The 25,861-nt window shown below is 62.7% G+C and carries 19 protein-coding genes, 1 tRNA gene and 2 pseudogenes; 15 read left to right on the top strand and 7 right to left on the bottom strand.

Translation table 11 applies throughout. The features are described from left to right. Positions 1-7: 7 nt before the first annotated feature. From fliP to FGD77_RS09020, 4 genes and pseudogenes are all read left to right on the top strand, one after another. Entirely contained in the window at positions 8-712 is a 705-nt protein-coding gene (gene fliP, locus FGD77_RS09035; RefSeq protein ID WP_255008719.1) for a flagellar type III secretion system pore protein FliP, read from the top strand. Positions 713-1,246: 534 nt separating this feature from the next. After that, a pseudogene (locus FGD77_RS09030) lies at positions 1,247-1,996 on the top strand (3-oxoacyl-ACP reductase family protein). A gap of 109 nt (positions 1,997-2,105) precedes the next feature. Further along, the gene (locus FGD77_RS09025) at positions 2,106-2,450 is read left to right on the top strand and encodes a multidrug efflux SMR transporter (RefSeq protein WP_255008712.1); all 345 of its coding nucleotides are present in this window, start codon (positions 2,106-2,108) and stop codon (positions 2,448-2,450) included. A gap of 651 nt (positions 2,451-3,101) precedes the next feature. Further along, positions 3,102-3,179 (top strand) — tRNA-Arg (locus tag FGD77_RS09020). Between the two features lie 454 nt (positions 3,180-3,633). Here the strand turns inward: FGD77_RS09020 and FGD77_RS09015 are convergent. Beyond that, positions 3,634-4,050 (bottom strand): annotated as a pseudogene (locus FGD77_RS09015) (transposase); the annotation flags it as partial. A 430-nt stretch (positions 4,051-4,480) separates the two neighbouring features. On the opposite strand from FGD77_RS09015, the gene FGD77_RS09010 reads away from it, so the two are divergent. After that, positions 4,481-7,465, top strand: coding sequence for a hypothetical protein (locus FGD77_RS09010; protein ID WP_255008710.1), 2,985 nt, complete (start codon positions 4,481-4,483; stop codon positions 7,463-7,465). 519 nt (positions 7,466-7,984) lie between these two features. Here FGD77_RS09010 and truA read toward each other — a convergent pair. Next, positions 7,985-8,794, bottom strand: a complete 810-nt coding sequence (truA, locus tag FGD77_RS09005; protein ID WP_255008708.1) for a tRNA pseudouridine(38-40) synthase TruA — start codon at positions 8,792-8,794, stop codon at positions 7,985-7,987. Positions 8,795-8,979: 185 nt separating this feature from the next. On the opposite strand from truA, the gene FGD77_RS09000 reads away from it, so the two are divergent. The 5 genes from FGD77_RS09000 to FGD77_RS08980 all read left to right on the top strand — a co-directional run bounded on the left by FGD77_RS09000 (position 8,980) and on the right by FGD77_RS08980 (position 15,648). After that, positions 8,980-10,407 carry a YcjX family protein gene (locus tag FGD77_RS09000; protein ID WP_255008699.1) on the top strand — a complete coding sequence of 476 codons (1,428 nt, stop codon included), beginning with the start codon at positions 8,980-8,982 and terminating at the stop codon, positions 10,405-10,407. Next, the gene (locus FGD77_RS08995; protein ID WP_255008697.1) at positions 10,404-10,862 is read left to right on the top strand and encodes a GNAT family N-acetyltransferase; all 459 of its coding nucleotides are present in this window, start codon (positions 10,404-10,406) and stop codon (positions 10,860-10,862) included. The genes FGD77_RS09000 and FGD77_RS08995 overlap by 4 nt, the downstream gene beginning before the upstream one ends. Beyond that, entirely contained in the window at positions 10,859-11,860 is a 1,002-nt protein-coding gene (locus FGD77_RS08990; RefSeq protein ID WP_255008694.1) for a YcjF family protein, read from the top strand. The genes FGD77_RS08995 and FGD77_RS08990 overlap by 4 nt, the downstream gene beginning before the upstream one ends. Before the next feature lie 190 nt (positions 11,861-12,050). After that, entirely contained in the window at positions 12,051-15,029 is a 2,979-nt protein-coding gene (ileS, locus tag FGD77_RS08985; protein ID WP_255008692.1) for an isoleucine--tRNA ligase, read from the top strand. Between the two features lie 82 nt (positions 15,030-15,111). Beyond that, the gene (locus FGD77_RS08980; RefSeq protein WP_255008682.1) at positions 15,112-15,648 is read left to right on the top strand and encodes a HutD family protein; all 537 of its coding nucleotides are present in this window, start codon (positions 15,112-15,114) and stop codon (positions 15,646-15,648) included. A gap of 308 nt (positions 15,649-15,956) precedes the next feature. On the opposite strand, the gene rpsA is transcribed toward FGD77_RS08980, so the two are convergent. Continuing rightward, positions 15,957-17,639 (bottom strand): 30S ribosomal protein S1, encoded by a 1,683-nt coding sequence (gene rpsA, locus FGD77_RS08975; protein WP_255008680.1) that lies wholly within the window; start codon positions 17,637-17,639, stop codon positions 15,957-15,959. A gap of 242 nt (positions 17,640-17,881) precedes the next feature. Next, complete coding sequence (locus FGD77_RS08970; protein WP_255008678.1) at positions 17,882-18,493, bottom strand: d(CMP) kinase; 612 nt, start codon at positions 18,491-18,493, stop codon at positions 17,882-17,884. A gap of 243 nt (positions 18,494-18,736) precedes the next feature. On the opposite strand from FGD77_RS08970, the gene dapF reads away from it, so the two are divergent. The 5 genes from dapF to FGD77_RS08945 all read left to right on the top strand — a co-directional run bounded on the left by dapF (position 18,737) and on the right by FGD77_RS08945 (position 22,657). Next, positions 18,737-19,603: a diaminopimelate epimerase gene (gene dapF, locus FGD77_RS08965; RefSeq protein ID WP_255008676.1), complete on the top strand. Its 867-nt coding sequence runs from the start codon at positions 18,737-18,739 to the stop codon at positions 19,601-19,603. Positions 19,604-19,611: 8 nt separating this feature from the next. After that, positions 19,612-20,349 carry an amino acid ABC transporter ATP-binding protein gene (locus tag FGD77_RS08960; RefSeq protein ID WP_255014163.1) on the top strand — a complete coding sequence of 246 codons (738 nt, stop codon included), beginning with the start codon at positions 19,612-19,614 and terminating at the stop codon, positions 20,347-20,349. Positions 20,350-20,376: 27 nt separating this feature from the next. Then, positions 20,377-21,174, top strand: a complete 798-nt coding sequence (locus FGD77_RS08955; protein WP_255008664.1) for a transporter substrate-binding domain-containing protein — start codon at positions 20,377-20,379, stop codon at positions 21,172-21,174. Positions 21,175-21,262: 88 nt separating this feature from the next. Continuing rightward, positions 21,263-21,955, top strand: coding sequence for an amino acid ABC transporter permease (locus FGD77_RS08950; RefSeq protein WP_255008662.1), 693 nt, complete (start codon positions 21,263-21,265; stop codon positions 21,953-21,955). A gap of 12 nt (positions 21,956-21,967) precedes the next feature. After that, the gene (locus FGD77_RS08945; protein WP_255008660.1) at positions 21,968-22,657 is read left to right on the top strand and encodes an amino acid ABC transporter permease; all 690 of its coding nucleotides are present in this window, start codon (positions 21,968-21,970) and stop codon (positions 22,655-22,657) included. 34 nt (positions 22,658-22,691) lie between these two features. On the opposite strand, the gene FGD77_RS08940 is transcribed toward FGD77_RS08945, so the two are convergent. The 3 genes from FGD77_RS08940 to FGD77_RS08930 form a co-directional block, all read right to left on the bottom strand. Next, positions 22,692-23,702 carry a PAS domain-containing protein gene (locus FGD77_RS08940; protein ID WP_255014162.1) on the bottom strand — a complete coding sequence of 337 codons (1,011 nt, stop codon included), beginning with the start codon at positions 23,700-23,702 and terminating at the stop codon, positions 22,692-22,694. Positions 23,703-23,819: 117 nt separating this feature from the next. Next, positions 23,820-24,980: a PLP-dependent aspartate aminotransferase family protein gene (locus FGD77_RS08935; protein WP_255008658.1), complete on the bottom strand. Its 1,161-nt coding sequence runs from the start codon at positions 24,978-24,980 to the stop codon at positions 23,820-23,822. Continuing rightward, positions 24,977-25,861: a DmsC/YnfH family molybdoenzyme membrane anchor subunit gene (locus FGD77_RS08930; RefSeq protein ID WP_255008657.1), complete on the bottom strand. Its 885-nt coding sequence runs from the start codon at positions 25,859-25,861 to the stop codon at positions 24,977-24,979. The genes FGD77_RS08935 and FGD77_RS08930 overlap by 4 nt, the downstream gene beginning before the upstream one ends.

The following is a 25,861-nucleotide window of genomic DNA, read 5'->3' as shown; positions in this document are numbered from 1 at the left end:
GTTTTGCATGATCGCGATTTTGATCATCAGCGGGCCGGCTCAGGCACAGGAGCTTTCGCTGTCGCTCGGCGATGGCGGTTCTCTTTCAGCGCGTACTTTGCAATTGTTGGCCTTGCTCACCGTGCTCAGCCTCGCGCCTGGCCTTGCCATAATGATCACCTGTTTTCCATTCATGGTGACTGTCCTCGGAATTTTGCGCCAAGGTATTGGCCTGCAGCAATCCCCTCCCAACATGCTGATCGTCAGCCTCGCGCTGTTTCTGACGTATTTTGTCATGGAGCCGGTTTTCATGGTGGCGTGGGAGCAGGGCATCGACCCCCTGCTTCAGGAGGCGATCCCAATCGAAACGGCAATTACTCAAACTCTCGAACCTTTCCGTCAATTCATGGCGGCGCGTCTGGACGGCGATACATTCGCAGCGATGGCGGCGCTGCGCCCGGATGCAACCGGCATTGCGCCGGGCCCCGATGCGCCGCTATCCGTTCTGGTTCCCAGCTTTCTGCTATCCGAAATCTCACGTGCATTTCAGATCGGATTTCTGGTCTTTTTGCCATTTCTAATCATCGATTTGGTCGTGGCCGCGATTTTGATGTCCATGGGTATGATGATGGTCCCCCCCGCGATCGTATCGCTGCCCTTCAAGCTTGCCTTTTTCGTTATCGCCGACGGATGGTCTTTGATCGCGGGCAGCCTCGTCAGGGGGTACTTCTGAGCAGAACAATACCACGTCCCTCTCAGGTCGGAACCGAGGCTTCTTGGCTTTTGGCTCGCGAGGAAGTGGGGGCTTTGGGCGGCACGCGGCTACCTCTCGCCCATCTCTGGGACATGCTATTGACGATATCATCACTCAGTTTCTGGAATTACGTTCCAAACGCGGCGCCACCAGCATCAGCCGGTCAGTGTTCACTGGTCTTCACAGAAGGGCAACATCGTTAACGATACACGGACAAATTTGGTAGGCTCCGTTAGTCGTCTTAATGACCAGAAGGAACGCAGGGCCGCGTCGCCAAGAAGTTTTCCAGTGGTTTCACGCAGGCGCCGATGGCTCCGGCGGCTGTGTGTTGGTCTACGAGCCGGGGCGCGGAATGAAGCGGTCGCCTTTGGACAGTTGACTCGCAAAGACTTGATCAGAATATGTAAATACAGTAGCAGAAATTTTTTTGAAGGATGTCGGGCAAGGATCCATTGCCCGGAATGAACTCTCCACAAGAGCCGCCTGCACTCCTCCGGTCAAGGTCAGCTACACATGAAACAGTCGAATAACCTGCACGGAAAAGTGGCCTTTGTACAAGGTGGCAGTCGTGGCATCGGTGCCGCAATTGTTAAGCGTTTGGCCCACGATAGTGCCGCCGTTGCGTTCACTTATGCGTCTTCAGAAGAGCTGTCCCAACAGCTGGTCAGAGAAGTGACGAAGCTCGGGGGCGAAGCCTTTGCTATCAGGGCTGACAGTACAGACCCTACGGCAATACGCAACGCGATCCGCGGGACCATAGAGAAATTTGGCGGGTTAGACATTGTGGTGAACAACGCTGGCACTTTGGTTTAGCATAGTATTGAAAATCTGGCGCTGGAAGATTGGGAGCGTACAATCAATATCAATGTGCGAAGTGCTTTTGTTGCAAGCCAGAAAGCAGCTCTTCATATGAATGATGGCGGCCGAATTATCAACATTGGCAGCGTCAACGCCGGGCGCGTTCCATTTGTCGGTGGTGCACTGTATAGCATGAGCAAATCGACACTGGTTGGTTTGGCGAAAGGACTGGCACGGGATCTGGGTCCCCGCGCCATTACCGTGAACAACATCCAACCCGGTCCAGTCGACACTGATATGAACCCGGACAACGGAGAGTCATCAGAGCCGGTCAAAGCTATGGGAGCATCTGGGCGCTATGGTAAGGCCGAAGAAATTGCCAGCTTCGTGGCCTTTATTGCCGGACCTGAGGCTGGCTATATCACAGGAGCAAGTTTAATGATTGATGGTAGTTTCTCCGCATGAATAAACTGGCGTCGAGGGGCAACAGATGGCCCGGATTCGACACAGCCCTCCCATTAGAAGACACCGCAGGTCCAGTGGAAAATACATTTCTTAACAAGGGGTTATAATCATGAACTCGCTCTGGGCGGCTTATGTTTCGCTTGCAGTTGCCATAGCCTGCGAAGTTACAGGCACGTCACTGCTTCAGAAATCCGAGCAGTTCTCCAAACTGTTGCCCACTATCGGGATGGTCATCTGCTTTGCTGTGTCTTTTGCCTTCCTGTCGCTCGCGCTCAAGGCCATCCCGCTTGGCATCGCCTATGCGATCTGGGGTGGGGTGGGCATCGTGTTAACGACGATCATCAGCGTCGTTGTGTTCCGCTTCACTCTGGATGCCTGGGCAATTCTGGGTATCGCATTGATCGTTTCCGGCGTGCTCGTCATGAACCTTCTTTCCAACAGCGCGGCACACTGACATGATTGTTGCGAACCCAATCGCAGCAACAACGCGTGAATTCCAAAAAATGGCTTGAATATTTGAACATTGGCAATTTTCACTAACATCTCTTGGAGAACTGAACGACTACCGGCTCACGCCGACAGGATCAGTGATGTCTATTTTCCAAAATTGCACCGTTGGTGAGCAAAAAGCACCCCCACCCCCAAAACCACCTGCCCCGCTAGCGTTTTCGGATCGCGGGAAACGCCGTTGCGCTTTGTCGGGCGAATGACCCTTTGCCCTGCACACCAGCCGGAAATGGCCAGCGTCGACGACACGAACATGTGGACGTGACCGCTCGACACCTTGAAACAGTTACTTGGTTAAACAATCGTGACGATACCGGTGGTAAAAACCACAGTGCTTTTCGGTGTCATATTGCATGCTTTTATCCTCGCGCAGAAGTGCTCCCGTCTGGAGGACGGGGGGTTCCGAAGCGTGGATACTAAACAGTTAAACGGCTAGAAGGTTTGGTGCCCGCCCGCGCAATTCAGCTGGATAGCGCGAAAATAGTCGCCAAGAATCTGCCGTGTGTGTAAGTTCTTGAGGTGAAACCGTAAAAGGTAGTCATACCAAGGAGAGACCAAGTTGACATTTGAGGGGTAGGGATACATGTGTTTCAGCAACGGGCCGTTAGCTCAGCTGGATTAGAGCAGGGAACTTCTAATTCTCAGGTCGGGGGTTCGAGTCCTCCACGGCTCGCCATCTTGCACTCGGCTGACTCGTCCGCAACTATCCGCTCACCTTCCAGTACAGGATTCCGAGCCTTTCATATCAACGCATCTGCCTGGCCGTGGATCGGGCAGCCGGTGCATGGCCAAGCTGCATACCGGGATTTGAAAGGAATCCGCCATGCTGAAACCGACCATCCCCTTCGCGAACATCCACTTCTTCGACGCCACCCCTTCGGTAGCTGCGCTGGACCGCAGGTTCTCCAGGTTCCTGGGAAACCTGCGCGAGCAGTGAGACACTGCCCTGCGGGTCAAGACCAAAGCTGAAGGTGGGTCTGAAAAAGCTCTCGAGCTGTTCGCGTGCTCTCTTTCAACCGAAGACAAGATGAAGATCGCAAACCGTGCTGTGAGCTATGGAGAGCGACTGGAAGCCGCGACAGGGATGCAGCATCTGAGAACCGATGACCGTAATACCCTGCCGGACAGTGGATCAAACTGGCGTCCGCCGCGAAGCGCTGGCCGCTGACCAGCCCCTCTGCGATGCACCGCCCCACGGTCGTCTCGAACAGCAGGCGAAGCAGGATGCTATCCCGGAAACGGCCGTGCCGGTTCTTGGAAAAGCTGAAGTGATCAGGTACGCGGTCGGCCAGATCCAGACGGCAGAACCAACGTTATGCGAGGTTCAGGTGCACTTCCTCGCAAAGCCGCCGCCGAACCGAACGCCCAAGCAATAGCCGATCAGCAGCATGCGGGTTAGCAGTTCGGGATCGATCGAGGGGCGGCCGGTGTTGCTGTAGAACGGTGCCAAGATGCTGGCGGATGCTGGACAGATCGACAAAGCAGTCGATGGAGCGCAGCAAGTGGTCTTGGGGAACGTGACCCTCGATCGAGAATTCGTAAAACAACGCGCCTTGCGCCTCTTGTCTTGGTCCTAATACAGCAGATCTTCCCGCTTCATAGGGGGAATTGAATCAGTGCCAGCGCTCAAAATCAACAAGAGTCTTTCAACAGAATTGGCCCTTGTTCCCGTTTTCTGCGGCACAACTGACGTCATCTAGCACGGATGCTTCTTAAGAATGATCCTTCTTGGAACCAGTGCGTCTTCAATCTCTTCAAACAAGTCTGGTAAGCGATTGATTTGGCGCACAACAACCTCCTGTGCCGACCGACAACATCGGCGTCCTTGCCTTGACCGTATCCTCGTGGTGTTACTAAGATGACTCAGAGTTGCACCCGTCTCCGAGTTCCGAGCCAGAGCCTCCAGGGGGCAGGCAGCCACATTCGCGACAACGCCGGATGGCGGCAGCACAGACACTGGGAGAGGAGTAGACCGCATTGAATCGACTTACTTTAAGCGGTCTAAAACGTCTTCTCGGCTATGTCGTTGCGCTGGCCGCTCTCGTTTTCCAAGCCAACGCACAAGTCGAGATTGATGCCACGTCGTCTGATCCGGTTTTTATCGCCAGCGGCGAGCCGCGCTCGGCATTCGCAACCGCCTATATCCCCGACGGCGGAAGCAACAGCCTCTTGTACGCCAACGAACTCAATCTTCTCGGTTTGTCCTACGACCGCTACGCTTCGCTCACGGAGGCGAACATTCTCCAAATGGTCAAGGATCCAGACATGGTGGCGCTGGTGCCCGGAAACCTGCTGGGAGGGCCAAACGCCGGGGTGTTTTTCGACGGTAACTTCTTCGCTTTCGTCTCGACTCCTGAGGGGTTGCAGCCGGTACGGGTGGTCCGCAGCGACGGTATGCTGATGGAACCGCGGGACCTCGCGCCAATGGCTGCGGCCACCCTGCCTGTCGTGCGGCCCGCGCAAGTCCAGACGACGCTGATGGCGAGCGTTGCCCTTCCAGCATCCGGACGGCTGGAGGTGTTCCGTTTCGGCATGAAAATGGACGAGGCCGGACTTGCGCAAATTCTCGCGAAGGCGGGACTGGCCTCCGCACCCTCCACCCTGATTGATGCGGCAGGCGTACCGGACGCCCTGACACCCGGTTCCGCGCTCCTTTTCATGCCTCTCACCCAGACCGATCCTGCGCTCAGCCCTCTTTTCGCGCCCGGTGCCGGAACCCGCTTCCACGCCGTCACTAATTTCGGCCTCGTCCCCGTCCGACCCGAAGCCGCGGTAGAGATACTAGGGCTGCCACCGATTCAATCCCCAACGCCAGTAGTTGCGGCAGCGCCACCCGCCCCCGCGGCGATTGTCGAAACCTCTCCGGTGGCGCCGGAACTACCGCCCGCCGCCGCCCATCCCAATCTCGACATCTCCGACACCGAAGCGCTCGCGGCGATCCTTCCGGCGGGGATGCTCCCCGAAAACGTCCGGAAGGCGGATCTGGTATGGCGCGCCCGGCGAGCCGCCGGCGGGCAGATTTTCGACATCTCCGACGCGGAACGAGTTGAGAACTTGGCCCGGATCGCGCGTGAGGCGCTGCCCGGAGTGCGTTTCAATGTGGACGGTAATTATTCCGAACTTATAGATATGAGCGACGGTCCCGCCTCAATTATTCTCAAGAACATGCGCAACAGCGGCACGGCGCAGCTGATCAGGATGCAGGATCTCGCCGAGCCGTTGTTCGGGTTCCTTCTGGACGACCCGGCCGTTACCGTCTGGCATCTCACTTCGGGCGGACTGCGAAGAATAGCCTCCGTCACGCCCGCGGCATGGCCCGGCGCCGTCGCTTTCGAAAATCTACCCGACCCGGCGCTTGTCGCCTTCATGGCTGCGGGAATGAACCCCGGGGACGCGGCCTCCGCCCATCACGCCGGCATTGTCGTGCTCCAAGAGGACGGAAAGGATATTGACAGCGCCAAACGCATCGAACTGCTCGGCTGGCCGACCAGCGACGTGATCGCGCGCCAGCTTGACATCGCCCGCGACGATCTGCGTACGACGGACGTGTTGCGCGTGTCCGGCACCGACGGCGCGCTGGCGCCTGCCGAGGACCGCGCCGTTCTGCGGGTGATGACGGCCGGACAGCTCCGCGACCCCAAGCTCGCGCCGCTTCTGGCGGGCGGAAGTCTCGACTTTTGGCTGCTGGCCTGGAACCGGCTGACCTCAGTGACCATTGGCACGTCGGCGGCCGCGCTGGCCGCCACCCCGGAGAGTGCCGCAGCCCAGCCCCCGACATTTGATCTCACGCAAGGCGCGGCGATGATCGCGGTTATTCCTGATAAAACAGATCTCGCCGACCAGTTCAGCGCGCACTTCGCCACCGGCATCAGTGTTTTCGAGAACGACATCCCTAAGATCAACGCGCGCAACATCGTCCCCCTCGACCGGCTGCGCCGCTACTCCACGACCGTTTCCGGCCTCTTGCCCGAGTGGCAGGAGGTGCAGCTGAACGCGTCATTCGGCGTCAGCGATGGCGAAGTCTACGAACCGCGCGGCGGCGCGATTTTCGTCATTCGTTCCCAGGATCTCGCCGATCCGCAATTCGATGCCCTGCGCGCGGCGCGCGGTGTCAGCTTCTCGCTGCTGAGCGGCGACGGTTTCACCCCCATCCAGCCGACGGTCGGATCAGGCACACTCGACGCCACTCCCGCCATCACCGAACTCGCGGCCGTGATCCAGAACCGTGACACCCGCGCGCACCTCGCCGAGGCGGCCGGAGGCGCCCTTGCATCGCCGCGCGGCGACAGCCCAATCGGGGTGGCCGTCACCTTCCTCCCCGGTGTTGATCCGGGCGCATGCGTTACCTATCCGAAAGCTGGGCCTGTCTACTCCATTCGTTGCCGGCGAGACGGCGGGGTACCCTTACTTAATGCGGTAAAGATATCACTCCATGCCAAAATGGCTGAGCCATACGCGACGCTGTTCGCGCAGGACGGGGTGGCGGTGCTTCTTCCCGGCGGGAATCCCGGGAGAAATTTGCAAGACCTTGGACACCCCTTCTATGACCCACTCTTTGATGGGTCGCGCCGCTTCGTTCGCGTAACGGACGGGACGCCAATTGAGATGCCCGCTCTGGAGCGCTTCGCCCCTCCGGCTCAGACACCGGTCACCGACGCGCCATTTTGCGGGGTTCAGGGCGGGCCGCTGAAGATCTGGAGTGGATCAGGTCGCGGCGTCGGTCGGGTATTCCATGACGACCTCATGGTCGTCGCTTTGGCGCGAGCGGTGATGGATCGCGATCCGACCTGGCAGCTGGAACTCGGGTACGAAAGCGCTGACAGAAACGGCGCTCAAGGCTACCTCGTGTCCTCATCCGGCGTCGCGGCACGAGAGATCGGTCAGACGGATTGCGACAGGCTTGTCATCGAACCGATGTCAGCGCCCGCCGGAGCGGCCCCGTCGGTGGTGTCGGACCAATGATGGTATTGTTCTGGGTCGTAGATGCAACGTTTGTCCTAAGTGACCATTGGCGCCGCTGCCGCGGATGGCTGCAAAGTCCGCAGACCGACGTTTGAGCAGACAGCATGTTGCGCGAACCACGAATGGCCGTTCTGACGGGCTGCAACGCAGCATTGCGTCAGAGCGTGGATGGCAGGTCTGGGCCCGCGACCCCGACGTTTGGATGATGTCCGGTGCTTTGAATAACGTGTTCGCGGCGCGTCCTATACCCTTGTTGGCTCCATCACCATGCGCAAGGCGATGGGCGCGATAAAACACGAATTCGCTGTGCTGGAGGAAGAGGGCCTCCTGATCCCGCGCGCGCACCAGCAAGATCAAAGCCCATGAAGTATCTCGGACGGGACCGCCCTTGTCGCCGAACTCCCGACGAGGACGGTTCCTGTCGCGCAGGGCGACGGCGAGTAGGAGACCATGCTCCTCGCTCGTCGGCGGTCGGAGATCGGCCTGTCGGCTCTGGTCGGGGCGATCCGCGAAGAACGGCTATCTGTGAGGCAACGGTGGGGGGGCGCACCTTGCACCCTGCGCCGTAAACGGATCCAGCGGATAAACCACCCGAGCCAGATACAAGCCCTGCGGCGGGCAGACCGGTCCGCAGGCGGCGCGGTCGCACGCTTCCAGCGCGGCTTTCACGTCGCCGGGTGCCCAAGCACCCCGTCCGACACGTTCCAGCGTGCCGACGATGCTACGCACCTGATTGTGCAAAAACGACCGCGCCCGCAGAGCAAATCGCAACTCAGGCCCACCCGACCCGGCCACCTGAGAAATCTCCAGCGCATCCAGCGTTTTGATCGGGCTGGCAGCCTGGCAGATGGATGACCGGAAAGTGGTGAAATCATGCCGCCCCACCAGATGCGCCGCCCCCGCCTGCATGGCCGCTACATCCAGCAGATGGGGCACCTGCCAGACCAGCCCGGAATCATGGGTAGCGGGCGCGCGGCGCATCAACAGACGAAACTTGTACTGCCGTTCCAGCGCCGAAAACCGCGCGTGCCAGTCATCCGCGACTTCGGCGCAATCCACGATCGCGACCGGCTGAGGCTTCAGGTGATAATTCAGAGCCTCCATCAAACGAAAGGGCGCCCAATCCTTGGCCAGATCGCACTGCGCCACCTGCCCTAACCCATGCACACCAGCATCCGTGCGCCCCGCAGCGGCAATGGTATGCGCCCCCGGCTCCAGCCGGGCCAGCGCCGCCTCGATGGCGCCCTGCACAGACGCTTGGTCGCGCTGACGCTGCCAGCCCGCAAACGGCCCCCCGTGATATTCAACTTTCAGCGCAAATCTAGGCATGCTTTGCCGCTTAGCCCAAATCATGCCCCTGTTAAAGCGCGCCTTGCCATTCTTCTTGCTCCAAATATCCTCGCCGAAGGCCCCGCCCCAAAACACCCACGACAGGGGATGCGACGCGCAGCACTGGAAACGCCCCGCCACCACCGTTATCTAATGACCCAAGGTAACTACGAAAGGGCGGCACATTGGGGATCTCGACACTGGCCGACGGGCTGGCCCGCAGGGCCGAGCGGGTCTCCGGCACCCTCTCCGAGGCATTTTTCGAACCTGTCATCCGTATCGGCGTCACCGGCCTTGCGCGGGCGGGCAAGACGGTGTTCATCACCTCGCTCGTCGCCAACCTGCTGGAGCGGGGGCGCATGCCCGGCCTCGTCGCCGCCAGCGAGGGGCGCATCACTGCCGCGTTCCTGCAACCACAGCCCGACGACACCGTGCCACGGTTCGACTTTGAATCCCACCTTGCCGCCCTCACCGCGCCTACACCGCACTGGCCCGACAGCACCCGCGCCATTTCCGAGCTGCGCCTGTCCCTGCGCGTGCGCCCCGCCGGTCTGCTGGCCGGGATCACAGGCCCGCGCACCGTGCATATCGATATTGTGGATTATCCCGGCGAATGGCTGCTGGACCTCGCGCTGATGGACAAAACCTATGCCGACTGGTCCGCCGCCACCCTCACCACCATGCACAGCCGCGACATCGCCGCGCCCTACCTCGCCGATGCTGGCGCCAGTGATGCAGACGCCGCATGGGAAGAACCACAGATCAGGGCGCTGGCCGATACCTTCACCGTCTACCTGAATGCGGCGCGCCAGCGCGGCCTGTCGGGCATCGCGCCCGGGCGCTTCCTGCTACCGGGCGAGATGGCCGGATCGCCGGCGCTGACTTTCGCCCCCATCGCCAAACCGGACCGCCCCGGCCGCCGCAGCCTCTGGCGGGAAATGGAGCGGCGCTTTGAAGCCTATAAATCGCAGGTCGTCGCGCCGTTCTTCCGCGATCACTTCTCGCGGATCGACCGCCAGATCGTGCTGGTTGACGCGCTGGAGGCGATTCATGCAGGCCCGCCCGCCGTGGCCGACCTACAGGACACGATGACCGAAATCCTGTCGGCCTTTCGTCCCGGTCGCAACGCGTTCCTCACCCGCCTGCTGATGGGGCGCCGGGTGGAAAAGATCCTGTTTGCCGCGACCAAGGCCGACCATCTGCACCACACCCAGCACCCCCGCCTGACCGCCTTTATGGAGGCGCTGACCGCCGACGCGCGCGCCCGCGCCGATTTCCAAGGGGCGCAAACGGCGTCTATCGCGCTGGCATCCCTGCGCGCCACGGTCGAGGAAACGCGCGAACATCAGGGCGCCCCGCTCGATTGCGTGCGCGGCACGCTGCTGACCTCCGACGGCAGCCGTGGCAAGGAGGCTGCGTTTCACCCCGGCGATTTGCCCGATAGTCCCGCATCGCTGATCGCGGCGGCCCGTCATGGCCATGAAGCGTGGCTGGATCAGGACTACCGCATCATGAAATTCGCCCCCGCCACTCTCCATCTCAAGCCCGGCATGGGTCCGCCGCATATCCGCCTTGACCGCGCGGCGCAGTTCCTGATCGGCGACCGCCTGTGAGAGCAGCGCAGCCAACCCGCGCGCGGTTGTGGCATGTGCCGCAGATGGCCGCGATCCTCTGGGGCGTCATCCGCCTTACCCCGTGGCTGCCACGTGTGCGCCCCTATCGCACCGATCTGCGCGTCATGGCCCGGATCACCCGCGCGGGCTGGGTGCGGATGCTGCGTGATCGGCGCGGGCCGGCCGCGTTCATCGCGCGTGACGGCGCGATGGTGCATGCGCTGTATGTGCATCCGCGCGCCCAAGGTCGTGGTCTGGGTCGCGCGCTGCTGGAGGATGCCAAGCGCGGCCAACGCCGACTGGAACTATACGTGGCCGAGGCGAACGCGCCCGCGCGCGCCTTTTACACCGCCCATGGCTTTGCCGAGGCGGGGCGTGGCTGCGGCGCGGACAATGACGAACACCTGCCCGACATTTACATGATCTGGCACCAAGACAGGAGCGCCGAAAAATGAGCCGCCCCAAAGGCCCCGTCCTGTTCGATCTGAACGAGGACGCCCCCCGCGCCGCCCCGTCCGAGGCCCCCCCGGTCCCCGATCCCGACCTGCCGCCGCCGCCCGATGGCCGCGCGATGCAGACCATCGCCGCGCTGGCCGCGCGCCGCCCATCCCGGCTGGCGCGGCTGTTCTGGGGCTTGCTGGGCAGCCTTCTTGGCCTCGCCATATCACTGGCGGCGTGGAACTTTGCCACAGGCCTGATCGCCAGCGTGCCGCTGCTGGGCTATCTGGTGTCGGGCCTGTTGATTGCCCTCATCGTCGTCCTGCTGGCCATCGCCCTGCGCGAAATCGCCGCCTTCGCCCGACTTGGCCGCATCGACGCATTGCACCGCGCCGCCGATGCCGCGCTGGCCGATGATGATCTGCCCGCCGCGCGCCGCCTGACCGACGATCTGGTCAAACTCTATGCCGCGCGCGAGGATACCCGCTGGGGCCGCGAAAACCTGGCCGAGCGGCGCGGCGATCAATTCGACGCCGCCGCCCTTCTGGCCCTGACCGAGGCCGAGCTGCTGACGCCGCTCGATGCCGCTGCCGCGCGGCAGGTCGAGGCCGCAGCGCGACAGGTCGCCGCCGTTACCGCGCTGGTCCCGCTGGCACTGGCCGATGTGGTGGTCGCGCTCAGCGCCAATCTGCGGATGATCCGCCGCATCGCCGAAATTTACGGTGGCCGCTCGGGAACACTGGGCAGCCTGCGCCTGACCCGCGCCGTGCTGACGCATCTGGTGGCCACTGGCGCCGTAGCGGTTGGCGACGACGTGATCTCCAGCGTCGCGGGTGGCAGCCTGCTGTCCAAAATCTCGCGCCGCTTCGGCGAGGGGGTGGTGAACGGCGCCCTGACCGCCCGCGTCGGCGTGGCCGCGATGGAGGTTTGCCGCCCCCTGCCCTTCTCGCCCGGCAAACGCCCCAAGGTACGCCGCCTGCTGGCAACTGCACTCAGCGGATTGTTTCCCAGCTGAGGCGGCTTTCACCGCCTCTGGACGCGCGTCGAACCGCGCCCTATAAGGCGCCCATGATGCGTCTCATTGCGATCATCATCCGAATTACATGCCCGGCGCTCTGACACCTGAGCCGCCGGGACAAGGCGTTCGAGCCTCTCGCGCCGCCCCTTCATTTTCATCCGAACACCCGAGATAAAGGACGCCCGCAATGTGCGCCGACACGCCCGAATACAAAGACACGCTGAACCTGCCGCAAACCAATTTTCCGATGCGCGCCGGCCTGCCCAAGCGCGAGCCGGAATGGCTGGCCCATTGGGACAGCATCGGCATCTATGACCGCCTGCGCGAAAAGGCAGCCGACACCCCCGGCGCCCGCCCGCCCTTCACCCTGCATGACGGCCCTCCCTATGCGAACGGCCACCTGCATATCGGCCACGCCCTGAACAAGATCCTCAAGGATATGGTCGTGCGCAGCCAGCAGATGATGGGCAAGGACGCGCGCTACATCCCCGGCTGGGACTGCCACGGCCTGCCGATCGAGTGGAAGATCGAGGAACAGTACCGCGCCAAGGGGAAGAACAAGGACGAGATCGACATCGTCGACTTCCGGCAGGAATGTCGCAAGTTCGCCGAGGGCTGGATCGACATCCAGCGCGACGAATTCAAGCGCCTGGGCATCACCGGCAAATGGGAAAACCCCTACCTCACGATGGATTTCCGCGCCGAGCGAATCATCGCTCAGGAGTTCCAGAAATTCCTGATGACGGGCACGCTGTATCAGGGCTCCAAACCGGTGATGTGGTCGCCCGTGGAAAAAACCGCGCTGGCCGAAGCCGAGATCGAGTATCACGACCACAAGAGCCACACGATCTGGGTGGCGTTCAACATCGACGGCTGGGACGTTCTGAAACAAACACCGCCGACGCAGGGCGATGAAAGAGCGAAGCGTCCGGACATGTCGTCGTTTGAAGATCTTCGGCACGCCCGTGTCGTCATCTGGACCACCACCCCTTGGACGATCCCCTCGAACAAGGCGGTCGCGTTCAGCCCGTCCATCGCCTACGGCCTCTACCGCGTCGACACCACCGAGGACGAAAGCTGGACCAATCCCGGCGATCTCTACCTCTTTGCCGATACGCTGGCCGCCGAAACGCTGGCCAAGGCGCGCGTGACCGACCATACCCGCGTCCGCGATGTCACCGCAGATGAGCTGGGCGCGTTGACCCTCGCCCACCCCTTCGCGGGCCTCGATGGCGCGGATGGATTCTGGGACTACCCCGTGCCGATGATCGACGGCGACCACGTCACCGAAGACGCAGGCACCGGATTTGTGCACACCGCGCCCAGCCACGGCGCGGATGACTACGAGGCCTTCGTCAAACGCGGCTGGATCAAGGAGATGACCCATAACGTCGGCGAGGAATCCGAATTTTTGGATCACGTCCCCTTCTTCGCCGGGTTGCAAGTCTTCGACCGCAAGGGCAAGGAAAGCAAGGCAAATCCCGCCGTCATCGACAAGCTGGTCGAGGCGGGCGGCATCATCGCGCGCGGCCGCACGACCCACAGCTATCCGCATAGCTGGCGGTCCAAGGCGCCGATCATCTTCCGCAACACGCCGCAATGGTTTGCCGCCATCGACCGCCCGGTGGGCGACGGGCAGGACACCTACGGCACCACGATCCGCCAGCGCGCGCTGACCTCCATCGACCAGTTGGTCAAATGGACGCCGCAAAAGGGCCGCAACCGTCTTTATGCGATGATCGAGACCCGGCCCGACTGGGTTCTGTCACGCCAGCGCGCATGGGGCGTCCCGCTGACCTGCTTCACCCGCAAGGGCGCGCTGCCCACCGACGAGGGTTTCTTGCTGAAGAACGAAGAGGTCAACGCCCGCATCCTCAAAGCGTTCGAGGCCGAGGGCGCGGACGCGTGGTACAAGAACGGCGCCAAGGACCGCTTCCTGTCGGGTGTCGTAAACTCCGACGACTGGGACAAGGTCGACGACATCCTCGACGTCTGGTTCGATTCCGGCTCCACCCACGCGTTCGTGCTGCGCGACCGCGAGGATGGGTCCGATGACGGGCTGGCCGATCTCTATCTGGAGGGCACCGACCAGCATCGCGGCTGGTTCCACTCCTCCATGTTACAGGCCTGCGGCACGATGGGCCGCGCGCCCTATCGCGGCGTGCTGACCCACGGCTTCACGCTGGACGCCAAGGGCAACAAGATGTCCAAATCGGTCGGCAACACCATCGTCCCCGAGGAGGTGGTCAAACAATACGGCGCCGATATCCTGCGCCTGTGGGTCGCGCAGACCGACTACACCGCAGATCAGCGCATCGGGCCGGAAATCCTCAAGGGCGTCGCCGACAGCTACCGCCGGATGCGCAACACCATGCGCTATCTGCTGGGCGCGCTGGCCCATTTCGAGGACTCCGACCGCACCCCGGCAGACCAGATGCCCGAGCTGGAACAATGGGTACTGCACCGCATGGCCGAACTGGATAAAACCGTGCGCGAGGGCTACGACGCCTATAACTTTCAGGGCGTCACGCAGGCGCTGCTGAACTTCTGCACGATAGACCTCTCGGCGTTCTATTTCGACGTGCGCAAGGACGTGCTCTATTGCGACGGCGACAGCATCGAGCGGCGCTCGGCCCGCACGGTTCTGGACCTGCTGTTCCACCGGCTGACCACGTGGCTGGCCCCCGTCATGGTCTTCACGATGGAAGAAGTCTGGCTAGAGCGGTATCCCGGCGCGGACTCGTCACTGCATCTGTCCGACATCCCCGAGACGCCGCAAAGCTGGCTGAACCCACAGCTTGCCGCAAAGTGGACAGGCATCCGTCAGGCGCGCCGTGCCGTGACGGCAGCGCTGGAAATCGAGCGCACGAACAAGGTCATCGGCTCCTCGCTGGAGGCCGCACCGGAACTCTTCGTCGAAGACGAGGCGACACTCGCGACCCTGACATCGGTCCCTTTCGCGGATATCTGCATCACCTCGGCCATCACCCTGACCAAAGGCGCACCGTCCCAAGGCGCGTTCCACCTCCCCGAGGCCGAGGGTTTCGGCGTCACCTTCCACAAGGCGCCGGGCGACAAGTGCCACCGCTGCTGGAAAATCCTGCCGGACGTGGGCACCCACGCCCACCCCGGCACCTGCGCGCGCTGCTCCGCCGCGCTGGGCTGATACGAACCCCGCCGGGCGCACCTGAAAACGCGCCCGGCTTTCATCGTTCCACAAATACTCAAAAATCCAAGGGCGCGCCCACATGCACCGTTTCGATCTGCGCACCATCCCGGCCCAGCCTTGGGTCAACGGCGCCGGTACGCGGCAGGACCTGGCCACGGGGAAACACGACAGCCAGACTGTCTGGCGCCTCAGCGTTGCCGCGATTGACCGCGACTGCCCCTTTTCCACCTATCCCGGCCTCGCGCGGCTCCACACGATTATCGGCGGGGCCGGCACGCGGCTGGTCGGCGCCGGTGTCGATCTGAATGTGCGCCCGATGGTGCCCGTTGCCTTTGATGGGTCCATCCCGCTGGATTGCACGCTCACCGGGGGGCCTGCGACTGCGTTCAATATCCTCTATGACCCCACCGCCATCGACGCGGAATTGCACGTCCTGGCTGCCGGCGCCCACATGCCGGAGGCCCGCGAAATCGCGGCGTTCTGCGTCTCGGGCAGCGCCACGATGGACGGCCAATCGCTTGAGGCGGGCCAAGGCGCCCTCACCGAAACCGCCGCCGCGATCACGGTCGATCCCAGCGCAGAGGTCCTTTGCGCCATTTTGAACCCGGCGCGCTAACCGCAGGGGCATAGGGGCATCCCCCTGCTCAAACGCCTCTCGTCGCTGACAGAGCGGGCATGGGCAAGTATCCGATCAGCATCACGACTATCTCCAGGTTCGAGGCTTGCGCACCGCCACGCGACGCCACATGTGCGTTTGGCATATTCCTCAGGACATGGCCGCCACCGCGATGGATTTCATGTACGGTCTCGCGGGGCTGATCGGCTAAGCCCTTATTTCATCGGCGCAAAAGGCTGATGCGCGAATGACAAAGGCCCCGCAGTTTCCTGCGGGGCCGTCATCAGGTCATGCCCTGAGGCGTGCGGTCAGCTGTCGTCGGACTTCAGCGCTGCACCCAGGATATCGCCCAGCGATGCGCCCGAAGCGGAAGAGCCGTACTGTTCCACGGCTTCTTTCTCTTCTGCGATCTCGCGGGCCTTGATCGACAGACCCAAACGGTGCGATTTGGCATCCACGTTGGTCACGCGCACGTCGACCTTGTCACCGACCGAGAACCGCTCGGGGCGCTGCTCGGCACGGTCACGCGACAGGTCGGAGCGGCGGATGAAGGATTTCATGCCCTCATATTCCACTTCGATTCCGCCATCCTCGATCGAGGTCACCGCAACGGTGATGATCGCGCCGCGCTTCACGCCGCCGACCGCCTCGGCGAACTTGTCGCCGCCCAGGTTCTTGATCGAAAGCGAAATACGCTCCTTGTCGGTGTCGACCTCGGAGACAACCGCCTGAACCACATCGCCCTTGCGGTAGTTCTGGATCGCATCTTCGCCGCGCTCGTCCCAGCTGATGTCGCTGAGGTGAACCATGCCGTCGATCTCGCCTTCGAGGCCGATGAACAGACCGAATTCGGTGATGTTCTTGACCTCGCCCTCGACCTCGGTGCCCTCGGGGTGTGTTTCTGCAAACACTTCCCACGGGTTACGCATGGTCTGCTTGAGACCCAGGCTGACCCGCCGCTTGGCGCCGTCGATTTCCAGCACCATGACTTCGACTTCCTGAGAGGTCGACACGATCTTGCCGGGGTGGACGTTCTTCTTGGTCCAGGACATTTCGCTGACGTGAACCAGACCTTCGACGCCCGGCTCCAGCTCGACGAATGCACCGTAATCGGTGATGTTCGTCACGCGGCCCGTATGGGTGGATTCCAGCGGGTACTTGGTGGCGACCAGATCCCACGGATCTTCCTGAAGCTGCTTCATGCCCAGGGAAATACGGTGGGTTTCCTTGTTGATCTTGATTACCTGAACCTTGACCGTCTCGCCGATGGCGAGGATCTCGGACGGGTGGTTCACGCGGCGCCATGCCATGTCGGTGACGTGCAGCAGGCCGTCAACACCGCCCAGATCGACGAATGCGCCGTATTCCGTGATGTTCTTGACGACGCCGTCGACATTCTGACCTTCGGTCAGGTTGCCGATGACTTCTGCGCGCTGCTCGGCGCGGGATTCTTCGAGGATCGCGCGACGCGAAACCACGATGTTGCCCCGACGGCGGTCCATTTTCAGGATCTGGAACGGCTGCTTGAGACCCATCAGCGGACCGGCATCGCGCACCGGGCGCACATCGACCTGAGAGCCGGGCAGGAACGCAACGGCGCCGCCCAGATCCACGGTGAAGCCGCCCTTGACGCGGCCAAAGATGGCGCCTTCGACGCGCTCTTCTGCGGCGTATGCCTTCTCCAGGCGATCCCAGGCTTCCTCGCGGCGGGCCATCTCGCGGCTGATGACGGCTTCGCCGCGCGAGTTTTCGGCCGAGCGCAGGAAGACTTCGACTTCGTCGCCGACATTGATGTTCGGCTGCTCGCCGGGATCTGCGAATTCTTTCAGATCGACGCGGCCTTCCATCTTGTAGCCGACGTCGATGATGGCCTGGCCCGCTTCGACAGCGATGACCTTGCCCTTGACGACTGTGCCCTCATCGGGCGTGTCCATTTCGAAGCTTTCGTTCAGGAGGGCTTCGAATTCCTCCATAGATGTGTTCTGAGCCATGTGGTCTCGGATTCCTTTATACGGTTTTTTCGGGCCGTGCGGTTGTCTCCGCCGGTCTTGAGGTTTCGTTGGTCGGGCGATGGGCAAAACACGGAAAGAGGACCCGGTGAAACAGGCCCTGCTCGATTCTTTCGGATTTGCGGCAGATACCGCCTTGGTGACAGGCGCGCGTATATTTCAGCCGGGCCCGGATGACAAGGGCGTGCGCCCCGGATCAGGGCGCCCCGGATCAGGGTATGTGGTCAGCCGCGCTGCACGCGCTCGACCTCGGCGATGGCGGCGGCGACGGCCTGTTCGATCGTCAACAGGGACGTATCCAGCAGGATCGCATCCTCGGCCGGTTTCAGCGGCGCGGCTGAGCGGGCGCTGTCGCGGGCATCGCGCAGGCGCAGATCCTGTAGCACCTCCTGATAGGTGATGTCGTGGCCCACGCCGGTCAGTTCGGTCAGGCGGCGCGCGGCGCGCACGTCATCCGTGGCGGTGACGTACAGCTTGACCTCGGCCTCGGGGCAGATGACCGTGCCGATATCGCGCCCGTCCAGCACCGCGCCGCCCGACCGGCTGGCAAAGGCGCGCTGAAAGTCGATCAGCGCCTGGCGCACCTCGGGAATCGCGGCAACGCGGCTGGCGGCCTGTCCCACCTCGGGGGTGCGCAGGTCCGGCGCCTCCAGATCGGCGCGTTCGAGGGTCCGCGCGGCTTCGACCGCATCGATCCCGTCCAGCGTGCGCCGTCCCGTCGCGCGGTAGAGCAACCCCGTATCCAGATGCGCAAAGCCGAAACGCGCCGCCAGAAGACGCCCTACCGTGCCCTTGCCCGCCGCTGCCGGTCCGTCGATTGCGATTGTGAAAGTCATATGCGCCTCGCCCGCTGTCTGTGCGCATCGGTAGAGGAAGCTGCGCGGCGGCTCAAGCAGTGGATGCGCGAACCAGACCGGTGGTGGGTGTTGGTCCTGCCGAAATTCGGGTATTTTCACCAAGAAAAGCTGCCCTGCCGTCTCATTCGCGAATCTTGCATTGAATGCGCCCTGCCGCGATAGTGCGGCGAGGGCGGCGTCGGCCATGCCCCGGCATCAACCATCCGAAAGGGCGACATAGCGATGACACAGCCCTGGAGCAGCGCCCTGCCCGGTGATGGGCGGCCCTTCGTCAAGATGCATGGGCTGCGCAATCACTTTGTCATCATCGACGCCCGCCATGTGCCCTACGCGCCGGACGCGACCGAGATTGCGGATATCTGCGATGTGCAGGTCGGGGTGGGGGGCGATCAATTGTTGGTGATCGTCCCGTCCCAGCGCGGCGATGCCTATCTGCGCATCCTCAATATCGACGGGCGCGAGGTGGGCGCCTGCGGCAACGCCACCCGCTGCGCCGCATGGCTTCTGATGCAGGAGGCCGGCACCGACGCAGTGACGTTGGAGACGGGCGCGGGCCTTCTGCGCTGCGCGCGCGCCGGGGCGCTGGAGGTGTCTGTGCAAATGGGGCGCGTCGCACATGACTGGCGCAGCTTTCCGCTGGCCCGCGCGGTGGACACGCTGGATCTGCCCTTGGAGCACGGACCGCTGGTGCACGGCGTGGCGTCGTGGATCGGCAATCCGCATGTGACATTTTTCGTCGACGACCTGCCGTCTCTGGATGTCGCGGTACTGGCCCATCCGGTGCTGACCGACCCGCTGTTTCCCGATCAGGTGAATGTCGGGCTGGCCGAGGTGCTGGGACCGGCACTTATCCGCTTGCAGGTATATGAACGGCCCGGCATGCTGACCGGGGCCTGCGGCACCGGCGCGTGCGTGGCCGTGCGTGCCGCGCAAATGCGAGGTCTGGTGGACATCGGGCCGGTTCGGGTTCAGATGGGCGCAGGCGCCGTGACGATCGACATTGACGAGGACGGCAGCGCCGTCATGACCGGGCCGGTGGCCTATTCTTTCAGGGGGCACCTGCCCCGCGACATGGAAAGGACGACATGAGCGAGCCGATGATCGTCATCGAAGGGGTCAGCAAGACCTATCACATGAAGGCCCGCGCCGACGTGCGCGCGCTGGACAATGTCAGCGCCACCATCGACCGGGGCGAGGTCGTCGTGATCATCGGGCCGTCAGGGTCGGGAAAATCCACGCTGCTGCGCGCGCTGAACGGTCTGCAACCCGTCGACAGCGGGCGCATCGTGATCGACGGGGTCGAGGTGACGTCCAAGAAGACGGATATCAACCGGCTGCGCGCCGAGGTCGGCATGGTGTTCCAGCACTTCAACCTGTTCCAGCACAAGACCGCGCTGGAAAACATCGTCCTGCCGCAGATCATCGTGGCCAGGCGCAAACGCCCCGAGGCCGAGGCCATCGCGCGCGATTTGCTGAAAAAGGTCGGCCTGCCCGATCAGGAGGGCAGCTATCCCGTCATGCTGTCGGGCGGCCAGCAACAGCGCATCGCCATCGCGCGGTCATTGGCGATGAAGCCCAAGGTGATGCTGTTCGACGAGGCGACATCGGCGCTGGACCCCGAAACCGTCGGCGGCGTGCTGGAACAAATGCGCGCCCTTGCCGCCGAGGGCATGACCATGGCCGTCGTCACGCATGAGATGGGGTTTGCCCGCGAGGCGGCGGATCGGGTGATCTTTATGGATGGCGGCGCCATCATCGAGGAAAACACGCCGGCGGCGTTTTTCGACAATCCACAGACCGACAGGGCACAGCATTTCCTAAGTCAGATCCTGTAAAATGACCAACCAAGGAGGACAACAATAATGAAACTGAAATCCCTTATATCGGGCCTGATCGGCGGCGCCGTCATGGCCGCGACAGCAACCGTATCGCTGGCCGAAACCACGATGGAAAAGATCGTGCGCACCGGCGAAATCACCATCGCCGTGCAGACGCAGGGCCCGCCCGTCAGCTTTGTCGACAAGAACGGCGAGCGCACCGGCCTTGCCATCGAACTGGCGCAGATGATGGCTGACGACATGGGCGTCAAGCTGGTCGTGCAGGATTATGACTGGAAGGGCCTGATCCCGGCCCTGACCTCGGGCAAGGCTGATTTCATCGCCGCCGACATGACACCGACCGCCCAGCGCAGCATGCAGATCATGTTTACCGAGCCGGTTTTCTTTGCCGAAACAGTCGCCTTCGCCAAGGAAGGCCATGACTATGCCAACTGGGAGGACCTGAACAAGCCTGACATCTCACTGGCCGCCACGCAGGCATCGTCCTACGCCGCCGCCGCGCGCAAATTCCTGCCGGACGCCGAGCTAAAGGAATTTTCGGGCGGGACCGCGCAGGCGGTTCAGGCAGTCATGTCGGGCCGCGCATCCGCGGGCGTGACTGACAAGGCAACCCTTTCGGGGTTCATGTCATCGATCGACGGTCTGGTTCAGATCGACGGCGAGTTGAACCGCGAACCGCTGGGCTTTGCCGTGCGCCCGGATTCGGTGCATCTGCTGAACAGTCTCGACAACTACATGCGCCTGATCCGCATTGATGGACGGCTGGACGAAAAGGTCACCTACTGGTGGAACTCCACTGATTGGGAAGCCGACCACAAGTGATGAATACGGGCAGGGGCGCAGCCGTGTCCCTGCCCTGTCCAAACACAAGCATACACTCTGACATGACACACAGGACCGCCCCCCGCCGATGATGTGGCTTCAGAATTATTTCAATCTCCGGCTGGTGTCGGAATATGCCGATGTCTTTGCGCAAGGCATCTGGCAGACGCTGTGGATTTCCGCCGTGTGCCTTGTGCTGTCGCTGATGTTCGGCACGCTGCTGGCGCTGGCGCGCATGTCGAAAAATCCGCTGCTGTGGCGCCCGGTTGCGGGCTATATCCAATTCATCCGGGCGACACCGCTGCTGGTGCAGATCTATCTGGTCTATTACGGCCTTCCGTCGATCATGCCCGCCGGTATGCTGTTTGACGAGGTTCAGTCAGGCATCATCGCGCTCACGCTGCACACCTCGCCCTATATGGGCGAAATCATCCGTGCCGGTATCGGATCGGTCGCGCGCGGCCAGATCGAGGGCGCGCTGTCGACCGGCATGACGCCGCGCCAGACGATGCGCCATATCACCCTGCCGCAGGCCATCGCCAACGTGATGCCGCCTCTGTTGGGACAGACCGCGGTGCTGATCAAGGATACGTCACTGCTCAGCATCATCGCGGTGTTCGAACTGCTGGGCGCGGGGCTGCTGATGTTTTCCGAAACGGTGGTGGCGACCGAAAGCTATGTCACCGTCGCCGTGTGTTATCTGGCGATCTACGCGATGATGCTGGTGTTGTCGGGCATCGTCCAGAACCGTCTGGGCGGCAGCGCCTGGCAGGCGAATTGAGGGGGACCGCGCATGGAATGGATCACCGATAAATGGGACATCGTCGTCGCCCTGTCCCCCTTCATGCTGAAGGGGTTGTGGCTGACATTTCAGATCTCGATGATCGCGATCGCCATCGGGTCGTCGATCGGCTTCGTGCTGGGCGTGGCCAAGACGCTGGGCTTTCGGCTGCTGAACGGGGTGATCAACCTCTACCTGCATCTTCTGCGCGGCTCGCCCTATCTGGTGCAGCTCTACATCGTCTATTTCGTGCTGCCCGCGACCGGCATCGCGTGGCTGTCCTTTGACAGCTATACGGCGGCGATCGTGTCGCTGTCGCTCTATACTTCCAGCTATGTCACGGAAATCGTGGCCTCTGCCATCAATGCCGTGCCCAGCGGTCAGGCCGAAGCGGCACGGTCCGTCGGCATGACCCGGATGCAGACCTATCGCCATATCGTGGTGCCCCAGGCGCTAAAGCTGACGATCCCGCCAATGGCCAGCATCTACGTCATCGTCATCAAAAGCACGGCGGTCCTGTCGGTCATCGGCATATCCGAACTGACCCGTCAGGGCGAAGTGGCAATCATGCGGATGCCCGGCGACATCATGTTCATCTACAGCCTGATCGCAGTGTTCTATTTCGTCTACTGCTACCCGATGCTGCGCCTGTCGAAATGGGCCGAAGGCCGGTTCGGAACCGCGGGCGGCGTAGATACCTGAGCAGGGCAGCGGTCACATCAGCCGCCCGAGCGCCTCACGCCTCGTCCATCGGCAGATCCAGCGTGACGATCAGCCCCTCGGGCTGCCAGTCGAAATGCAGCGCGCCATCAGATGCGCGGACCAGATTTTCCACGATGCCGGCGCCGCTTTCGCGCGAGGGCGTCGTCACTTCGGGGCCGCCCCGTTCCTGCCAGATCATGCTGAATTCGCCAGCCTCCGAAACGCTCCACGACAGGTCCACATGGCCCTCGTCGGCGCCAAGGCTGCCATGCTTGACCGCGTTGGTCGCCAATTCATGCAACAGCAGGGTCAGCGATGTGACCATACCGCCCGACAGTTCCACCTCGCCGCCGTGAAACCGCACTTGGCGTTCGCCCAGCGGGGCGTAGGCCAGCAGCAAGGTGCGCGCCAGATGCTCGAATCGCAGCGCCTTGGGCGCCTCGTCCGTCATCGTGTCGAAATGGGTCTGCCCCAGCGCAGCAAGCCGCGCAATCACCTTGTCGCTGTATGTCTGCGGGTCGGTTTCGCTCCGGCCTGTCATCTTGATGACGACCGACATCACGTTGACGATATTCTTGAGCCTGTGCAGCAATTCGGACGTGCGCAGCGCCGCCGCTTTCCGGTCGGCATCGCGCGCGGCGGAAATGTCCATCTGCGAGCCGAAGCGAAAGATCAGCCGCCCCTCATCGTCCAACACCGGCCCCAGTTGCAACGCATTGATGAACTTCTCGCCATTCTTGCGATAGTTGACAATCTCGACCATCGCCACTTCGTTCGATGCCAGCGCAGCGCGGATCGCCTCGACGCTGGCGCGGGTCGTCTCTTTGCCCTGAAGAAAGCGGCAATTCTTGCCGATGAATTCGGCCTCGTCATAGCCCGTCAGATCGCAAAACGCCTGATTGGCGAAAATGATCGGCTCGTCCGGCCGGGTCGGATCGGTGATGCACAGAGGCAGACGGCTGTGTCGAATCGCATGTGCGAACACATCGTTTCCGCGCATCTGTTCGGGCGAAAAGCTGAGAGCGTCTTTCAGGTCCAGTGACATCGCATCCACGTCAAATCGTTGGCAATCAGACTTTATACGCCGAGTCATCCACCGGAGGCAAGCAATCCTGACGGCCGCATGTGCCACCTTTGTTCCGCACCGCCCCGCCGGTGCCTATCATCCGACAGCGTGGGTCAGCGCCTGCTCCAGATCGTCGATCAGATCCTGCGCGTCCTCGATCCCGATGGATAGACGCAGAAGGTTTGGATGCACGTCAAAGCCGGGGCCCGATACCGTCTTGCGATGTTCGATCAGGCTTTCGACCCCGCCCAGCGACGTGGCGGGATAGAACAGGCGGCAGGCGCGGGCGGTGTCGATGGCCGTCTGCTCGCCGCCCTTGGTGATGATCGACAACATGCCGCCGAACATGCCCCCCGTCTGGCGCAGGGCGACCCCATGCCCCGGATGGGATGGCAGGCCAGGATAGAGCACCGATTGCAGCAGGGGATGCCCCTCGAAATGCTGCGCGATGGCCAGCGCGTTTTCGGTCTGCCGCTCCACGCGCAGCATCAGCGTGCGCATCCCCCGGATCAATAGCCACGCATCGAAGCTGTGCAGGATCGTGCCCTGAAGTTTGCGCACATCTGCGATCGCATCCCAGATCGCACCTGTTTCGCACACCGACAGCGCGCCTGCGGTGACATCGGAATGCCCGTTCAGGTATTTTGTCGCGGAGTGGAACGATATATCGGCCCCCAGATCCAGCGCCCGCGTGCAGCAGGGCGGCGTGGCCGTGCAATCGGCAATCAGGCGTGCGCCTGCGTCATGGGCGATCCTGGCCGCCGCTGCGATGTCGGTCACGGTCCAGTCGGGATTGTTCGGCGTCTCGACCCAGACCAGCGCCGTCTGGCCGGGCCGGATGGCGGCCTGCATCGCGTCCAGATCACCCGCAGGATACTGCGTAATGGCAAGTCGCCCGGTGGTCTGATGCTTGTGCATCTGTTGCAGCACGCCGTGATACATCACGCCCGGCGCGAGGACATGCGCGCCCGGCGCGAGCGACTCCAGCACCGCCCCCGCCGCCGACATGCCCGACGCGAACAGCAAGGTGGCCGCTGCGCCCTCCAGATCGGCGATGATCGCCTCGGCATGCTCGGTCGTCTCGTTGCTGTCGCGGCGGTAGATATAGGGCTGGCGCGGCGCGTAATCGGCGCCGCGCGCATAGGTCGCCGAGAGTTGAATGGGCGGCACGACGGCGCCGGTGCGCTCTTCGACATGGTGCAGCGCCTGCGCAAGGCGCGTGGCGGGCGACAGGGGGCGATTCTTGCGATCAGTCATGCTACGCGTTTCCCGTAATAAAGCCCGACCACATGTTCCGCCTCGGCAAAGAACAGCCAGCGCGACGCAAGGATGCCGGTGATATGGCTCAGCACCGCCAGCGCCGCAGCGACATGCGGCAATGGTAATGGCAGCCCCAGTAGCAGGATCGGCAGCAGATAGCCCAGCACAAAGGCGATGGCGCGCAGTTTCTGCGCATGACGGCGCCCGACCACGTGGATGAATTCACGCGTCAGGTAATTGGTGCCGGTATGGGGTGGCTCGAACGCGCGGGGCGTACCGATATGACCAAGGCCGGTGGCCGTCTCCAGATCGGTGCCCGAGCGCGCCAGCGCGCGATCGCCGCGCACCCACCACGCGATTTGCACGACCGCCGCAACAGGCAGCAGGATCACGGCAAACGTGATCTGCCCCGCCAGCAACGCGCCGCCCCCCAGCGACAGCGCAATGAACAGCGCGGGCGTCAGCCAAGTGCGCCAGCGCGGTATCGTCCGCATCTGTGTGTAGATCATCGACGTGGCCCCCACCGCGCCCAGACACGAGCCCGCGCCCAGCCAGCCGAGGGGCGTCCAAGCCACGCCCCAGAACACGAGGCCCGCGCCATAGATTGCCATGATGCTCAGCGCGGCGACCGACAGCCACGCCTCGCGGCTGAGCCAACTGCTGCGCCATTGGGTGAAGGCCTTGAGCGCGCGTTCCGGGTGGCCAAGGTGAAAGGCCGAGGCCATTAGCCCGCCCACGGCCAGCAGATAGGCGACGGCGAAAAACGCAAGGGCGACCCACCCGGCCGGCGCCAGCAGCCCAAGGCCCAGCCAGAAAAGCAGGCCAAAGCCGAGGCCGGACAGCGTGGTAAAGATAATTACAGACGGCGCCGGATGCAT

The sequence above is a fragment of the Roseovarius sp. M141 genome (genome assembly GCF_024355225.1).
In the GTDB taxonomy this organism is placed as follows: domain Bacteria; phylum Pseudomonadota; class Alphaproteobacteria; order Rhodobacterales; family Rhodobacteraceae; genus Roseovarius.
The sequence above is the reverse complement of the archived record's forward strand: the minus strand, read 5'-3'. Positions and strand labels throughout refer to the sequence as shown.

Excerpts from the sequence above, each read along its gene's own strand:
- fliP (WP_255008719.1), top strand. The coding sequence starts at position 8 with ATGATCGCGATTTTGATCATCAGCGGGCCGGCTCAGGCACAGGAGCTT.
- FGD77_RS09025 (WP_255008712.1), top strand. The coding sequence starts at position 2,106 with ATGAACTCGCTCTGGGCGGCTTATGTTTCGCTTGCAGTTGCCATAGCC.
- truA (WP_255008708.1), bottom strand. The coding sequence starts at position 8,794 with ATGCCTAGATTTGCGCTGAAAGTTGAATATCACGGGGGGCCGTTTGCG.
- FGD77_RS08990 (WP_255008694.1), top strand. The coding sequence starts at position 10,859 with ATGAGCCGCCCCAAAGGCCCCGTCCTGTTCGATCTGAACGAGGACGCC.
- ileS (WP_255008692.1), top strand. The coding sequence starts at position 12,051 with ATGTGCGCCGACACGCCCGAATACAAAGACACGCTGAACCTGCCGCAA.
- FGD77_RS08980 (WP_255008682.1), top strand. The coding sequence starts at position 15,112 with ATGCACCGTTTCGATCTGCGCACCATCCCGGCCCAGCCTTGGGTCAAC.
- rpsA (WP_255008680.1), bottom strand. The coding sequence starts at position 17,639 with ATGGCTCAGAACACATCTATGGAGGAATTCGAAGCCCTCCTGAACGAA.
- FGD77_RS08970 (WP_255008678.1), bottom strand. The coding sequence starts at position 18,493 with ATGACTTTCACAATCGCAATCGACGGACCGGCAGCGGCGGGCAAGGGC.
- dapF (WP_255008676.1), top strand. The coding sequence starts at position 18,737 with ATGACACAGCCCTGGAGCAGCGCCCTGCCCGGTGATGGGCGGCCCTTC.
- FGD77_RS08960 (WP_255014163.1), top strand. The coding sequence starts at position 19,612 with ATGATCGTCATCGAAGGGGTCAGCAAGACCTATCACATGAAGGCCCGC.
- FGD77_RS08955 (WP_255008664.1), top strand. The coding sequence starts at position 20,377 with ATGAAACTGAAATCCCTTATATCGGGCCTGATCGGCGGCGCCGTCATG.
- FGD77_RS08950 (WP_255008662.1), top strand. The coding sequence starts at position 21,263 with ATGATGTGGCTTCAGAATTATTTCAATCTCCGGCTGGTGTCGGAATAT.
- FGD77_RS08945 (WP_255008660.1), top strand. The coding sequence starts at position 21,968 with ATGGAATGGATCACCGATAAATGGGACATCGTCGTCGCCCTGTCCCCC.
- FGD77_RS08940 (WP_255014162.1), bottom strand. The coding sequence starts at position 23,702 with ATGTCACTGGACCTGAAAGACGCTCTCAGCTTTTCGCCCGAACAGATG.
- FGD77_RS08935 (WP_255008658.1), bottom strand. The coding sequence starts at position 24,980 with ATGACTGATCGCAAGAATCGCCCCCTGTCGCCCGCCACGCGCCTTGCG.
- FGD77_RS08930 (WP_255008657.1), bottom strand. The coding sequence starts at position 25,861 with ATGCATCCGGCGCCGTCTGTAATTATCTTTACCACGCTGTCCGGCCTC.